We start from the raw sequence: 15,305 nt of genomic DNA, 5'->3' as shown, positions 1-15,305 counted from the left end.
AAATCTCAGAATTTTTCATATTTTGTTCGTTATTATAATATACATAGTCCTTCTTATTGTCAAAGTAAGTTAAGCTCTATTTAGCATTAATCTTCTATGAATATTGCTATTCTCACTGCACTGCTACCTAGATAACAATTGCAGGATATTTGAAGTTATATCTTTACTGAATTGATACTTTTCTTTTGACACAACAGGATTAATTGCTGCTAAAGGTATTTCCCTTTCATAAAGGGAGCCGTGAGTTCGTACGTCTTTAGTATTTAAATAAATACCTTCAATTTCGGCAAATGCATAATCTTCAGAGGCAAAAATGACGTAGTCTCCTATACTATTTATTGGTAAATGATAAAGTTCAGCAGATTCTTTTTTGTTCAAAATTTTGTCAACTGATATTTGAGCAGACACAAATTGGAGATACTTTTCCATTTCATCTGCATTTTTCATATATACATAAAGTGTTCCGCCTTCCTGATATGCATGATTTTCAATATATCTATCTTTCATTGGAGGTATGCATACAACATGAAAACCTGCTTGTTCAGATAAATTTTGAAAATTTACAAGAGTAGTTTTTTTATTCATTCCATGATCAGCAGTAATATAAATCTGGCGGGTTGGCTCTAATTCGTGTATTTTTTTGATGCAGTTATCAATATCGCCTATTTGCTTTTTAGCCTGTTCAGAGTTTGGTCCATAATGATGCATAATATAATCATTAGTAGTACAGTACACTATTTCAGGAGATTCTTTTTGTATGCACGTATAGGCTGCATCTAAAATCCATTTGCTACTTTCTACACTTTGTATTTTTGGCGGTATAGAAATGCCTAGATGCTCTAAAAGGTTAAGGTCAGGCTTTTCAGCACTAATTCCTAAATCAACATCTTCTCCATATACTTCAAGAATCTTTCCTTTTACTGTCAATAAAGCAGTTTTACCACCAATACTTTTAATGTGCTGTAATATTGTAGTAGCTTTCATAAATCCTTTCTCTTGTATAAATCCAGACTTTCCTGTTATGTGATCATAAAAGAAATTTCCTACCATTTGTGTCTCATTTGGCCAAAGTCCTGACAGAATAGAGGCATGGTTAACGTTGGTTACCGTAGGAACTGCACCATAGATATTTTTTATGAATCCTTTTTGCTCACATAAACCATAAATATTTGGTGCATTTTCCAAAGTAAAATACTCTGGAGAGCACCCGTCAATGACAACAATCAATATTTTTTGCATAATTTACATCCCCTTTAATCAAGACACTTATTTGTTTTTAGATTATCACCTCTATAATGCTTTGTAAAATATGAATAATATTATATAATGATTAGTAAATACTTAACTATATGAAATGAGGGATTTCAATTGACAATTCGTGATTTAGAAATATTTGTAGAAGTTTGTACTCAAATGAGTATGAGTAAAGCCGCTCAAAAATTATATATATCGCCATCATCCGTTAGTCAGTCAATATCAGCGCTGGAGAATGAATATAATACAAAGTTATTTGAGCGATTATCTAAAAAACTATATTTGACTTCTAATGGAAAGGAATTGCTTTTCCATGCAAAACAATTATTATATGATTTAGGGCAAATGAACCTAAAAATGAGAAATCTGTCCTATCAAGGACTAGTACGCATTGGGGTTTGTACCACAATTGGTCATAAATTGATTTACCCAATATTAGAGAAATTCCAGAACCTTTATCCTTCTGTAAATATTCAAGTTGAAATTGGAAATAGCTCCTACATAGAACAAAAGATATTATCATATGATTTGGATGTAGCCATTATTCAAATGGAATCTCCTTGCAGTGAGTTAACATATGTTGATTTTTTAGATGATAAACTAATGCTTGTTTGCCATCCAGAAAATCCCCTTGCTGAACAAACAATTAAAATTAACCAATTAAGCTTAGAACCAATAATAGCCCGTGAACCTGGAAGTAGAACTCAAAAAATGCTTCAAGATATTTTTGATGGATCGCATATCATTCCTAATGTTACATGGGTTTGCAAGAGTATTGATTCTATAAAAGAAGCTGTAATTCATAATAAAGGAATAGCACTTTTATCTCAATACTTAATACAAGACGAATTAAAAAACAGAAAAATCGCAAAAATAAATTTAGAAGAATATAACTTTACAAGGAAGTTCTATGTTTCATATCATAAAAACAAGCATTTAACGGAATATATAGATAACTTTATAATGCTGTGTAGTACAATAAAGGATGAGAATCCCCTAAAGGTACGATAGCACTTTGGATATATTATGTATATGTTGAATTGTGCATTTATATAGAAAATTATTTTTGATAAGAAAAAAGCCCTAATTTATAATTTTACTAAAATTGGACAATAGGCACTAACATGGATAGTTTAAATCAACAATGAAACCAACTAAATTAGAATTTGATATGCTCCCTTTATAGAAACAGTTTTTTATTTTAACTGTCTGCTATAAGGGGAGCATATCAATTTAGTAGGGGATTTAACTAATAAAATACATGTGAAGTTTTAATTTAGATGTGTTAATTATATATCTAAGCTAATGCTTTTAAGTTTGAATAAGATTTATATGCTTGTAAAATACCTCCAATAAATAATCCAACGGAAAATCCAGATAATAATGAATAGAAAATATTAAAGAAAAGTGTACTGTATAGCAATGGATTAACAGCCATGGCAACATTTAATAGATATTTAGCAAAAAAATTAGTCATCATAATAGTTATTGGTAAATATGAGCCAGTTTTGTATAGAGAGCCATCCTTTATATATATTTTTCTATATCGAGAATATAAATAATATGATATTAAAGTACCAAAACACATACAAATAGTATAGAAAATCATAGAAATGCCTATATAGTTAAAGTTTGTTAGTAACTTTTCTAAGCCCCAAATAATAAAAATAGATGGCATAATGAACATTTTAGGAAGTGATAACTCACCATCCTTACTAGCTTTAATTCCACGCTTTAAAAGATAAATAAATATAACCCAAACATAAAAAGGAGTTTGGCTAAATACCTCTGAAATAATATTAATAATCATCATAATAATATAACCTTCTTTCTTAATTCATATCATGTTGTAAGAGTACAATACAAATTAAATAAGAACAATACGTATTTACGTAAGCGGTATATTTATATAACTAAGCGGTATTAAAACTAATATAAAAATAAGCAGAGGCCTACTGTTGGTTTTTATTTTTTCTATTTCTATCTAAAATCTCATTCATTTTCTTCACGTCTATTTTCTCATATTGATAATTAATAAGTCTTACGCATATGTAAATGAATATAACTTCAATAAATGTTGAGAGCATTAATGATAAGGACATATTCCAGTTAAAAAGATAATTTGATGCAGCAATCATTAACCAAATTATAACTATATATAATAATGGGTTAAATATTGAGTCCTTAGAAATAATATATTTATTGATAACTATTTTTATTAATGACAATGATAATGATAAAACTAATAATTCACAAATCTTTTCATTATCTAAAGATTGTTTTGTAATAAGCTGAAATAATGTTATTACTGTAAAAACTACTGAGGTTAATTTTAATATTTCTTTTAAATATTTAAAGCTCATTTGCTATCCCTCATTCCCAATTTGTTTTTTAAATTTGCAACATATCTTCTTGAAATTATTACTTTTTCATTATTAGTTAAAAGGGCCTCTAGATTTCCGCTTAACTTTGGATAAAAAGAGTGTATTTTATTAATATTGAGTAGCAAAGATTTAGAAATTCTAATAAAATCCATACTAGCTAATTGTTCCTCAAGAACATACAATTTCTCGGAAATTTCATATGTTTGAGTTTTGGTATAGATGAATACTTTTCTATCTATTGATTCTATATAAAAAATTTCATCCACGTTTACTTTGTAATATTTTTCTTCTTTTCTTCCAAGTAAGTGTTTAATAACCTCATTTGATGATGTCAGTAATTCTATGGCTTCAGTAATTTTTTCTTGAACATTGTGTACGTTAAAAATAACTTCTTCCTCTAATTCAGAAGAGATAATGTTTATACTAACCTTCATTTTTACACTCCTACAAATTAAATACTGTTAATATATAAAATCATATAGTACAGCTTCATGAATAATCATTATTTTTATTTAAACATTATTCTAAACAAAATATGATAATCATTTTCCATAAAGTACATACTTATTTATATATAAAATATCATATAGACTAAAATAAGTAAATTGCAGAAATTACTTCCTTAAGAATGGAAATTTAATATTTTATATAGTAAGTTTTTTTATATTACGTTTTAAATGTAAACTTATTATGGAAATATATATTTTATAAAAGCCTATGTTAGATTTAGTATAAATCCGACATAGGTTAAATTTAATAATGAAATAGAAGTTAATTTTAGGAAAAAGAAAACACAAAAAGGTTGATTAAAATTTATTATATTCCTTGACGATAAATAGATGGATTCTTATTCATTTTCTTTTTAAAGCAGGAACTAAAATAATATTGATTTACATAACCAACCTTTTCGCTAATTTCTTTTAAAGATAGATTTGTATTTTCTAGGAGTTTGCAAGCATTTTCTATTCGTATATTTGTTATAATAGTACTTATGTTTTCTCCAATTTGTTTTTTGAATAATGCACTTAAATATGCTGGACTAACATTTACATATAAAGCAATTTCATTTAAGGATAAATCTTTTTTGCTGTAATTATCTTTAATATATGTAATTACGTTATTACAAAGATATTCATGCTGATTTTTTATTGATTCATCAAGTCTATTACAAATAATCTTGAAAATATCAAAAAGCCAATTAATTATTTCGGAACTGTTGCAAATTGTACTTAAGTTACTGTATGTATTTACTATAATATTTTCAATATCATTAGTATTTATAGACATGTTATATAATAGTTTTAGCACATTACTTAAAATGGAATATATATTGTTAAATATTAAATACTTATTGTTACAATTTATTAGAATTTCTTCGTAAAAATCTTGTATCCAATTTTTTATGGAGTTTAAATCTTTTTTGTAAATAAGCTGAATTAGTTTATCTTCTTTGGCATAAATATAAACACTATTATTTGTATTATTTTTCCTAACAATATCATGAATATCAAATATGTTTTTTTGAGGAAAGAAAAAATTATATTCAAGTGCTTTACATGAATTATCATAAGAAATTTTCATGTTCCAAAAAGAATCAATAACGCTTCCTATGCCTATATTTAATTCAAATATATCACTTTTATAGTGTTCCGTGAATGAATTAAGTATATCGTGAACTTTATTCAGCAAGTAATTTCCATTCGGGTAATTTCCACCAATAATTGTGATTATATCGTCCCGTTCGATTAAAAAATGATATAATTGAAACTTAGAAAAAGCAGATTTAATATGATCACCTAAGTCTATTAATGAAATATGATATTTTTCAATCCCTAAATCATTTTTCAATGTTTTAGAGTTTGTTATTCTAAAATTTAATGTCACAAAATATTTTGAATTTAAATCTATATTTAAGTAATCAGGATATTTAGAAAGATTGTATTTTGCCTCATCACTGTTTAAATGGATTAATTCTGAAAAAAACTTACTTATCATTAATGGGCGACTTTCATTTAAGATTTTACGATTCCTTTTTTCTTTCTCTAATTGGACGAATGCATTATTAATAATTGTGCTGAGATAATTATAATCAATAGGTTTTTCTATGTAATCATAGACCCCAACTCTGATAGCTTCTCTTGCGTATTCAAATTTATCAAATGCGCTTATAAGTATAATCTTTATATTAGGATTAAATTTTAATATTTGCTTTGACATCTCTAATCCAGATATTATAGGCATTTCTATATCTGATATTATTAAATCAATATTAGCAGATTTAACGACATCAATAATAGATTGCGAATCATAAAACATATATGCTACTTCTGAATTTAAAGATTTCCAGTTTATATTTTTATAAATACCTTCAACAGATAAATGATTATCATCTACTATAATTACTTTTCTCAAAAATACGTCTCCTTACATATATATTTTAAATAATTTGATTTAATATCATTTGAATTTTGGTGCCACTGTTTAGAACGCTAGTAATTTTTATATATTCTTTAGATATCTTTGAGGAAGCTAACCTAGCATTTACATTACTTAACCCTAGATATTTATTATCGACACCATTATTTTTTAGGATAGATTGTATGTCAATAAGCTTGTCAGGATTAATACCAATGCCATTGTCTTTAATGGTAATTAAAATATAATTTTCATAATAAACAATAGATATATCTATACTAATTTTATTTTTACCTTGTCCAATTCCATGCTTAATGCAATTTTCAATAAGTGGTTGAAGTGTAAGTTTTGGAATTAGAAAGTTTTCGATACCTTCATCCAAATAAAAATTCCAAGCTATATTTCCAGCTTTGCATATGCTCTCCATTGATAAATATAATTTAGAAATTTCTAGTTCTTCTTTAATTGTTATTAAGTTTTCAGAGGTTCGAAGTACGTATCGATAGAACTTTGATAAGTCTATAATAATTTGATTTGCAATATCAAATTTGCCTATGGAGTTACATATGTGAATAGAATCCAGTATATTATATAAAAAATGAGGATTGATTTGTGTTTGTAGTAAATCATAATTCAATTTTTCTTTTTTTATTGATAAATCTAAGATGGTATTGAAATTATCATTTATTGTATTTATCATATCTTGAAAAATTAATGCTATATAATCAATATCGTCACAATGTACGGAGTTAGGATCTATCAATTCATTAAGATTGTCAATTTGTATGCTATTATTATTAAGCTTAGCAGATTTTATTATTGTGGATAGTTTATTAAGCCTTTTTGTCAGTTCTTTTCCAAGAGAGATAGCAATAAATATGAATACAGGAGTTAGCAGTAAAATAGAAAAGAAAATTAACTTAATAAGCGGAAAAGTGTTATATAATATATATTTTTGAGGAATATCAGTAACAATATACCACTTATTCACTAGTTTTGAAGATAGAATTTCTGAATCCTTATATGAAGATAAACCATTGTGAAGATCATTTTGTTTAATAATTGAAAGTTTTTCATTATCTAAAGTACTGCCTACTTTACTTTTATCAGAGTGAGCTACAACAACTCCATCATCATCAATAATATAATTAGATATTGAATTATCTACAGTAGAGTTTTTAAGTATGTCTGAAAATTCATCTGATTTAATACTTACAAAATATGCGTACAATAAAGAATCATTTTTATTGTATTTAACGCTCCTATAGCAAAATATAGAATCCACTCCTAAGTTAGTATTAGAAATCATATATGGGAAGACTTGTTTTGGTCTAAAAACCCACTTTGGGGAGATACCTAAATTTATCAATTCGTTTTCAGAAACCCCATATTTCTCAATTGTCTTTAGACTGTTAAAACTTAGCTTATTATTGCTTATAATTAAACTTGGATCTACAAAAGCATTTATATAAAATATATTAAAATTATTTTTTAATACATCTATATTATTAGAAGTATTGTTAAAAGTATTTAAATAATTTGATAGAGGAAAGACTGGAGTATTATTTAAAGAATACAAATAAAATTGAATGGAATCAGCAACATGTTCAATTTGCATCATACGATTATTAATATCAACTTTTAACTGATTATTTATAAGGAGATTACTATTAATTATCTTATCTCGTGCTATTTTTACAGATGTATGATAAGAAATTAAGCCAATAGCTAGAAGAGGAATAGTAGTACAGAGTATAAAACACACTATTATTTTATTTTGAAAATTAGAAAGATATTTTTTTATAAATTTATTTACAGACTTTAATTTATAAACAATCATCATCAAGTATCCCTCTCCTTTGGTTGTGTAATATTTTACCATTAATGTTATTATAGATAATAACTATGTACATTACAATATTTATGAATTGTAAAAATCAAAAACAAAAAAAATTATAAATTATAAGAAAAATAATATATTTAAATTTACTATTGGATTTAATAAAATGAATATGAAATTTAACTGAAAACGTTATATATTTAAGGGGGAAAGTTTATGAAATTAACTAAAATCATGTGTTTATTGACTTCGATAGTTATGGCAGTAACATTTTTTACAGGGTGTGGAAGCACAAAACCATCAAGTACTGAAACTTCAGCAAATAAAACTGAAAAAATAACATTAATGACAGTTGATACAACTTTTAATGAAGATTTTCAAAAGTATATTGAAAAAGCAGAAAAGGCTACAGGAATAAAAATAGATACTATTGCTTGCCCAACTAATACAGACGATAGACAAGCCAAAATTACGACTATACTTTCATCAAAAGATTCAAGTGTAGATGTTATAACAATCAATGATGAAATGATCAGTGCATTTAAAAATACGGGCTTCTTAGAGCCTCTACAAAATACTGTTATGAAAAATGATGTAGTATCACAATTTCCTAAAGGTTATATAAAAGATTTAATACAAGTAGGAGACAATATATATTCTGTACCTATGTATATGGAGATATTAGGCTTTTGGGTTGATCAGTCAAAAGTAAAAGCACTTGGTTTAGATGCAATAAAAACCAAAGAAGATTTTGAAAAGTATGTTAAGGCCTACAGCAAAGATGGGAAGTATGGATATGGTGGTGCATGGGAAAAAACTTATGTATTTAATGAAATCGGAACTTTTATAAATTTGTTTGGTGGAGACTATTATGATTGGACAAACCCTAAAACAAAAGAAGCAGTTAAATTCATGCATGATATGGCTAAAAATGGCGAAACTCCTATAGCTCAATTGGCTGATCAATATGATCCAATGATGCAAAAATTCTTTGATGACGACTATGCATCAATATTTATGTATACAGGTGCTATGAAGAATTTTGTTAATTCTGGTAGATATGGTGAAAAAGGAATAACTTTAGCGCCAATGCCTACTTTTGAAAAAAATAGTGCTTATATAGCTTGCTGGAATTATGTATTAAATTCAGCATCAGAAAATAAGGAAGCTGCAATTAAATTCTTGAATTATGCAGCAAGCCCACAAGGAGAAAAAGATTATTATGAGATGACTTCAAGATTGCCTGCAAGGTCAGATGTAATAAATGATTCAAACTTTAAAATAGAAGGGCTTAGTGCAATTAAGGGGTATTTACAAAATACTGAACTACACGGACGCCCAATGGCACCTCAAGCTATGGAATTTATAAGTTCTATGGGATCATTATTCCAAAGATATGTCTCTGATGAAATATCTCTAGATGAGTTCTGCCAAAAGGCGCAGGTAGAAGTAAATAAATATGCTAAAAAATAATTAGATCTAAATATTGAAAGATTCATACCTAAATTAAATAGTAGTAGCATTAAGAGTTGTTAGTTTATTTAGGTATGAGTTAATTATAAAAATACGCTATAATCTTATTTTTTAACAAAGGAGTTTATGGTAATAGAAAATTCAAATTATTATAGCAATTATCAATGATTGGAGGAGAATATGAGTAATAAACGTAATAAGATATGGATAGCTTGGATGCTAGTAGCACCTGTATTAATACTAAGAGGTTTTACAACAATATATCCAATATTCACTACCTTTAAGAATAGTTTTTTTGATATGAGCTTACTAAGAGGTGGAGAAGCGAAATTTATTGGTACTCAGAACTTCATACAAATGTTTACTGATGAAAAACTAGCTACATCAATAGAATTCACTGTTATATTTACAGTAGTTTCTATGATATTACACGTTGTATTAGGTGTAGGACTAGCATTAATGTTAAATATAAAATTTAGAGGTAGAAAGTTTTTAAGAACAATTGTCTTAATACCATGGGCAATGCCAATGGTTGTTGCAGGCCTTGCTGCAAGATGGGCTTTTAATGATACTTATGGTCTTATAAATGATTTAGTAAGGCGAATATTACCTAGTTTTCACTACGATTGGTTAATTAATGAATTATCTGCAAGGATAGCGGTAATTTCAGTTGATTTATGGAAGGATGTCCCTTTCTTTGCGATACTAGTATTAGCAGCATTGCAGTTTATACCATCAGATCTTTATGAAGCAGCTAAAATAGACGGAGCAGGAATAATTAAATCATTTTTTTCAATTACATTGCCAGGAATAAAAAACACAGTATTAACACTATGTATCTTTTTTACAATGTGGAGGCTCACTAGTTTTGATGTTGTGTATTCAATGACATCAGGAGGACCGGGAGACTCAACAACATTACTATCTTATAGAATAATGACAGAAGCATTTACAAATTTAAATTTAGGATATGCATCATCACTAGCAGTAGTTTTATTTGCGGCAATGGTAGTTTTAACATTAATTGATGTTAAATATATAAAGAAAATAAATAAATAGGGGTGATAATTATGAATTTTAAAATTAATAAGACTGTACCTTTTGTTGTAAAATGGGGGTTAACTGTTATTATATCTGCTGCTATATTAATACCTCTATATTGGATTTTTATATCATCCATTAAACCGTCAAATGAATTATTCACAGCACCTATAAAATATATTCCAACTAATATTACCTTTGAAAATTATAAAAAGTTATTTTTTGAGTTAAAGCTAGGAGAAAAAGCTTTAAATACATTATTTATAACTACAGCTGCATTAATAATATCTACTATTATTTGCTTAGTAGGAGCTTATTCATTTTCAAAATATAAGAGTAGAGGTCTAAAAATAGCTTATGGAGCTATAGTATCTTCAGCTTTAATACCAGGAATAGTAACTGCAAGACCATTATACGATTTTATGAACAAATTCAATTTGGTGGATACTTTTTTAGGGTTAATAATATTATATACAAGCGCATTAATACCATTCACAATTCTAATATTGAATAATTTCTTAAATGAAATACCGACATCAATATACGAAGCAGCAGAAGTAGATGGATGCAGAGCTATACAAAAAATGTTTTATGTGACACTACCTTTAATGAAGCCAGCTATAGCAACCATAAGCATAATTAATTTTATTACATGTTTAAATGACTTATTTACACCATTGTTTTTTGCAAGAAAAATAGAAGTATTAAGTGTTGGAATAACTACAATACCTAAAGAAACAACTTATAGTATGCCTTGGGATCTAATTAGTACAATGGGATGGATAATACTTATACCAATAATATTATTTGTATTATTATTTGAAAAGCAAATTATGGATGGTATAATGGCTGGCGGTGTAAAAGAATAATTGATTAGAGAGGAGAGTTTATTATATGAGTAATTATTTATTTGCAAATGGACTTACTAGTTTATCAGTGCTAAAAAATGCACGTTCTCGTGCTATCAATGCAGAAAATCCAAATGGAGAAAAAGGTAAAGGAGGAATGGCTGCAAGTTATTTAGGACCTTCAAGAAAAGGAAGCCCTTGTTTAAGAGATATAGAGCCAGGAAAAACGGTGACATTAGCTGAAGTAGATGGACCAGGGATTATAACTCATATATGGATTACGGTTGATAATAAAACAACTGATGCCGATTGTAATGTTTTAAGAGATTTAGTTTTAAGAATGTATTGGGATGAAGAAGAAGAACCTTCAGTGGAAAGTCCTCTTGGAGATTTCTTCTGCTGCGGATTTTCAAGAGAGTGTATTGTAAATTCAATGCCAATAGTAGTAGTTCCGTCTAGAGGGATGAATAGCTATTTTCAAATGCCTTTTCATAAAAAAGCTAAAATTACATTAGAGAATCAACATGATAATACAATACCAGCATTTTTCTATCAAATAGATTACTGCTTGTATGATGAATTACCAGAAGATATTGCTTATTTTCATGCTCAATGGAGACGTGAGCGTATAACAGAACTACAGAAAGACTATGTAATTATTGATAATATAAAAGGAAAAGGGCATTATGTAGGAACTTATATGGCATTAACTACATTAGAAAGATATTGGTGGGGAGAAGGAGAAGTTAAATTTTATATAGATGGCGATAAAGAATATCCTACAATTTGTGGAACAGGAATGGAAGATTATTTCGGAGGTTCTTGGAGTTTTGCATCACAGGTTGATGGCAAGACAGTAGAAAATACTTATTGTACTCCGTTTCTTGGATATCCATATTATTCAGCAAATGATGATTTAATACACAATCCATATCATAATAATGATTGTCCACCGATGCGAGGATTCTATCGTTGGCATATACCAGATCCAATTTATTTTCAAGATGATTTAAAGGTTACGGTACAACAAATAGGAGTATGTTATAAAGGATTATTTGAACGCCAAGATGATCTTGCATCAGTTGCATACTGGTATCAATCAGAGCCACACAATAAATTTGAAAAATTAATGGATAAGAAACAACGTTGGCCAAGATAAATAAAAAAATTAGAAAAAATCAGATTGATGTTAGAATTTTAAATATAGATAACCCAACTATAATCTATACTTATGCGTATCACTCACCGAAATGAATAATATACTTTTGTTCCAGTTTCTAGCCAAAGAATCACAGCCATCAAAAGTACCAATGAAACATTGTACAAAAGTATATCACTCATTTCTGGTTGGAAGATATTTCATAGTTTAAGTATAGTTTATGATTATGATATCTATATATAAAGGGGGGAATTATTATGAAATATGGTGCGATTGAAGCAGGTGGAACAAAATTTGTTTGTGCAGTAAGCAATGAAAATCTTGAAATTATAGAAAGAGTCAGCATACCAACGACAACACCTGATGAAACAATGAAATCTGTATTTGAGTTTTTTGACAAATATAATTTAGAAGCTATAGGTATAGGGTCATTTGGGCCTATTGATGTGAATAGAAAATCAAAAACTTACGGATATATAACAACCACACCAAAATTAGCTTGGGCGAACTATAATTTTGTTGGAATTATAAAAGATAGATATAATATTCAAATTGGCTGGACGACAGATGTAAATGCAGCGGCACTCGGAGAGTTAAAAAAGGGTGCGGCATTTGGGTTACAGAGTTGTGTTTATTTAACTGTAGGAACTGGAATCGGAGGAGGTGCAGTGATAAATGGTCAGCTCTTAGAAGGATATGGTCATCCGGAAATGGGGCATATTTTAGTTCGCATGCATAATAATGATAAATATGAAGGTGCATGTCCTTATCATTCAAATTGCTTAGAAGGAATTGCATCAGGCCCTGCTATAGAAGAGCGATGGGGGAAAAAAGCATATGAATTAGAAGAGAATAAAGAAGTATGGAAAATAGAAGCTTTTTATCTTGCACAAGCAGTAATGACATATACGTTAATATTAAGTCCAGAACGTATTGTTCTGGGTGGTGGAGTAATGAAGCAACGTCAATTATTTCCACTTATAAGAAAAGAAGTAGAACAATTAATGAAAAAGTATGTTGCAATGCCGAACTTGGACGAATATATTGTACCTCCAGCTCTTGGAGATAATTCCGCAATTATGGGATGTTTGCTTTTAGCTCAAAAGACAAATGAGAATGGATAGATTAGATTTTTTAGAGTTTTTTGAAATAAGAGTATTAATCTTCTATAGAAAGTGTTCTTTAAAACCTGAGTAGCTTAACTTGAAAGAAAATAATCTGCTGAATTAAAATCAGCAGACTATTTTTTTAAGGGGGTTAAGGTTCTATTGATTGTGGGAATCTAAAAACATTGTCATGGTCATAAATCTTTTTTATTATTCTAAGGGTTCCATAATTTTCACCATAGTATTCATAGCCATAATATTTAAGCCCAGCATAAGGGAAGTTTACATAAGAGCCATTTGTTATAGTTTCCACATATTTAAAAACTTGTGATACCCAGTTTTTAAATACATTGCCATCTTCATATTCTTCCCAATCTGCTGTTATTCCTATAATATAGCTGGCATCTCTATAGTAATAAGCTGAATAATCACTGGAGAAATCTTTTATCTTACCACCTAAAGTATAAAGTCTTATAAAACAATCATTTCCAGGGCTACAATCTATATACTTAATTAAGTTTCTGATATTTGTTTTACTTAGATGACAATAAACAAACCTTCCAGTAGCTTTAAATCTATCAGGAGGCCCATAAAAAGAACCAATGGCTTTAACAGCATCTATAAAAGGTACATATTCTATTAAAGAGCTATCTAGTAAACCTGGGAGCAGTAAGAACTCTTTTAAAATCTTTTCAGCTTCAGACTTAGGTCCATAGAAGAATCCATTTAAATATATGCCTTTTTTATTTAAACCGGCAAAACAGCTAATCCTTTTATCAGCAGTTCTTAGCCAACATTGCCATAGGTTAATAAATTTTTCCCTGGAAATATTATTCCATCTAAGCTGTATAAGAGTAATATAATTTACCTTATGAAGTCTAAAAGTATAGCTAGTTACAACTCCAAAGTTTCCACCACCTGCTCCTCGACAGGCCCAGAATAAATCACGGTGTATATGATTATTTGCAGTTATTAGATCACCTTTGGCATTAACCAATTGCAGCTCTATAAGGTTGTCCGATACTAAGCCAAAGTTTCTACAGGATAAACCTATTCCTCCACCTAATACCAAGCCAGAAATTCCAACTGTAGGGCATGTTCCGCCATTAAAGGCATACCCTTTTTCAGCAGTTATTGAGTATATATTTCCAAGTCTTGCCCCAGCTTGAATTTTTACAGTATCATTTTTAGTATTAACTTCAATCTTGTCCATAGGAGTCGTATCTATTACTATTACGCCATTATCTGTTGAATAGCCTTCATAATTATGCTTCCCTGTACGAATGCGAAGTTCTACATGATGTTTTCTAGACCATTTAATAGCGTTGGATACATCTACTGGTGCATAACAATAAACGATAGCTAATGGGAATTTATTAATAGATAGATTATATTCAAGTCTTAAAGTTGGATACTCTTTATCTGAGGGAGTTATTACCCTTCCTGTTAATCCATTTAATCTCATTTTCTTTCTCCTTTGTTAAAATGCATTTTTCTTTATTTTATGTTGTGAGCATCATAGAAGTGATATGTAGAAACTCAAAAAATACTAGTTATTATCATTATTTTGCATAAGAAGAATGTTAATGATAATCCTACAAATATAAGAAGTTGTATATTATAATGAATAAATTTAAGATTCTAAATAAAATATAAAATTGATAATAGGTAAAGTTGAAAAATCAAATATATTTTAAGAAAGCATATACATATATATCTAGACTAAAAATCATACCTATGTGAATATTTATAGAAATTATAAATATTCTAATTACGAAAAACTAT

Annotated in this window: 13 protein-coding genes; 6 read left to right on the top strand and 7 right to left on the bottom strand. The window is 28.4% G+C overall.

The window, feature by feature from the left end; translation table 11 throughout:
• Positions 1 to 123 precede the first annotated feature (123 nt).
• Positions 124 to 1,239 carry an alkaline phosphatase family protein gene (locus AXY43_RS05755; protein WP_105411197.1) on the bottom strand — a complete coding sequence of 372 codons (1,116 nt, stop codon included), beginning with the start codon at positions 1,237 to 1,239 and terminating at the stop codon, positions 124 to 126.
• 129 nt (positions 1,240 to 1,368) lie between these two features.
• Here AXY43_RS05755 and AXY43_RS05750 point away from each other — a divergent pair, with 129 nt between their 5' ends.
• Complete coding sequence (locus AXY43_RS05750) at positions 1,369 to 2,265, top strand: LysR substrate-binding domain-containing protein (protein WP_041898295.1); 897 nt, start codon at positions 1,369 to 1,371, stop codon at positions 2,263 to 2,265.
• Between the two features lie 286 nt (positions 2,266 to 2,551).
• Here the strand turns inward: AXY43_RS05750 and AXY43_RS05745 are convergent, their stop codons facing one another.
• The 5 genes from AXY43_RS05745 to AXY43_RS05725 all read right to left on the bottom strand — a co-directional run bounded on the left by AXY43_RS05745 (position 2,552) and on the right by AXY43_RS05725 (position 7,896).
• Complete coding sequence (locus tag AXY43_RS05745; RefSeq protein ID WP_041898294.1) at positions 2,552 to 3,067, bottom strand: hypothetical protein; 516 nt, start codon at positions 3,065 to 3,067, stop codon at positions 2,552 to 2,554.
• Between the two features lie 139 nt (positions 3,068 to 3,206).
• Complete coding sequence (locus tag AXY43_RS05740; RefSeq protein WP_041898293.1) at positions 3,207 to 3,617, bottom strand: hypothetical protein; 411 nt, start codon at positions 3,615 to 3,617, stop codon at positions 3,207 to 3,209.
• The gene (locus AXY43_RS05735) at positions 3,614 to 4,072 is read right to left on the bottom strand and encodes a LytTR family DNA-binding domain-containing protein (RefSeq protein ID WP_105411196.1); all 459 of its coding nucleotides are present in this window, start codon (positions 4,070 to 4,072) and stop codon (positions 3,614 to 3,616) included. The genes AXY43_RS05740 and AXY43_RS05735 overlap by 4 nt, the downstream gene beginning before the upstream one ends.
• A 382-nt stretch (positions 4,073 to 4,454) precedes the next feature.
• Positions 4,455 to 6,050: a response regulator gene (locus AXY43_RS05730; RefSeq protein WP_105411195.1), complete on the bottom strand. Its 1,596-nt coding sequence runs from the start codon at positions 6,048 to 6,050 to the stop codon at positions 4,455 to 4,457.
• A 25-nt stretch (positions 6,051 to 6,075) separates the two neighbouring features.
• Positions 6,076 to 7,896, bottom strand: coding sequence for a sensor histidine kinase (locus tag AXY43_RS05725; RefSeq protein WP_039769080.1), 1,821 nt, complete (start codon positions 7,894 to 7,896; stop codon positions 6,076 to 6,078).
• 213 nt (positions 7,897 to 8,109) lie between these two features.
• On the opposite strand from AXY43_RS05725, the gene AXY43_RS05720 reads away from it, so the two are divergent.
• The 5 genes from AXY43_RS05720 (at position 8,110) to AXY43_RS05700 (ending at position 13,538) form a co-directional block, all read left to right on the top strand.
• Positions 8,110 to 9,366 (top strand): ABC transporter substrate-binding protein, encoded by a 1,257-nt coding sequence (locus AXY43_RS05720; protein WP_105411194.1) that lies wholly within the window; start codon positions 8,110 to 8,112, stop codon positions 9,364 to 9,366.
• Positions 9,367 to 9,546: 180 nt separating this feature from the next.
• Positions 9,547 to 10,425 carry a carbohydrate ABC transporter permease gene (locus tag AXY43_RS05715; protein ID WP_023974509.1) on the top strand — a complete coding sequence of 293 codons (879 nt, stop codon included), beginning with the start codon at positions 9,547 to 9,549 and terminating at the stop codon, positions 10,423 to 10,425.
• 11 nt (positions 10,426 to 10,436) lie between these two features.
• Positions 10,437 to 11,276 carry a carbohydrate ABC transporter permease gene (locus AXY43_RS05710; RefSeq protein WP_023974508.1) on the top strand — a complete coding sequence of 280 codons (840 nt, stop codon included), beginning with the start codon at positions 10,437 to 10,439 and terminating at the stop codon, positions 11,274 to 11,276.
• 25 nt (positions 11,277 to 11,301) lie between these two features.
• Positions 11,302 to 12,414: a glycoside hydrolase family 172 protein gene (locus AXY43_RS05705; RefSeq protein WP_087701404.1), complete on the top strand. Its 1,113-nt coding sequence runs from the start codon at positions 11,302 to 11,304 to the stop codon at positions 12,412 to 12,414.
• Between the two features lie 257 nt (positions 12,415 to 12,671).
• Positions 12,672 to 13,538, top strand: coding sequence for an ROK family protein (locus AXY43_RS05700; RefSeq protein ID WP_105411193.1), 867 nt, complete (start codon positions 12,672 to 12,674; stop codon positions 13,536 to 13,538).
• 133 nt (positions 13,539 to 13,671) lie between these two features.
• Here the strand turns inward: AXY43_RS05700 and AXY43_RS05695 are convergent, their stop codons facing one another.
• Entirely contained in the window at positions 13,672 to 14,985 is a 1,314-nt protein-coding gene (locus tag AXY43_RS05695) for an FAD-dependent oxidoreductase (RefSeq protein ID WP_105411192.1), read from the bottom strand.
• Positions 14,986 to 15,305: the final 320 nt, after the last annotated feature.

Source organism: Clostridium sp. MF28 (genome assembly GCF_002969175.1).
Taxonomy (GTDB): domain Bacteria; phylum Bacillota; class Clostridia; order Clostridiales; family Clostridiaceae; genus Clostridium; species Clostridium beijerinckii.
This window is presented reverse-complemented; position numbering and strand designations above follow the sequence as displayed.

What these genes read in the sequence shown, in the direction of transcription:
- AXY43_RS05755 (WP_105411197.1), bottom strand. Translation starts at nt 1,239, where the DNA reads ATGCAAAAAATATTGATTGTTGTCATTGACGGGTGCTCTCCAGAGTAT.
- AXY43_RS05745 (WP_041898294.1), bottom strand. Translation starts at nt 3,067, where the DNA reads ATGATGATTATTAATATTATTTCAGAGGTATTTAGCCAAACTCCTTTT.
- AXY43_RS05740 (WP_041898293.1), bottom strand. Translation starts at nt 3,617, where the DNA reads ATGAGCTTTAAATATTTAAAAGAAATATTAAAATTAACCTCAGTAGTT.
- AXY43_RS05735 (WP_105411196.1), bottom strand. Translation starts at nt 4,072, where the DNA reads ATGAAGGTTAGTATAAACATTATCTCTTCTGAATTAGAGGAAGAAGTT.
- AXY43_RS05725 (WP_039769080.1), bottom strand. Translation starts at nt 7,896, where the DNA reads ATGATGATTGTTTATAAATTAAAGTCTGTAAATAAATTTATAAAAAAA.
- AXY43_RS05720 (WP_105411194.1), top strand. Translation starts at nt 8,110, where the DNA reads ATGAAATTAACTAAAATCATGTGTTTATTGACTTCGATAGTTATGGCA.
- AXY43_RS05715 (WP_023974509.1), top strand. Translation starts at nt 9,547, where the DNA reads ATGAGTAATAAACGTAATAAGATATGGATAGCTTGGATGCTAGTAGCA.
- AXY43_RS05710 (WP_023974508.1), top strand. Translation starts at nt 10,437, where the DNA reads ATGAATTTTAAAATTAATAAGACTGTACCTTTTGTTGTAAAATGGGGG.
- AXY43_RS05705 (WP_087701404.1), top strand. Translation starts at nt 11,302, where the DNA reads ATGAGTAATTATTTATTTGCAAATGGACTTACTAGTTTATCAGTGCTA.
- AXY43_RS05700 (WP_105411193.1), top strand. Translation starts at nt 12,672, where the DNA reads ATGAAATATGGTGCGATTGAAGCAGGTGGAACAAAATTTGTTTGTGCA.
- AXY43_RS05695 (WP_105411192.1), bottom strand. Translation starts at nt 14,985, where the DNA reads ATGAGATTAAATGGATTAACAGGAAGGGTAATAACTCCCTCAGATAAA.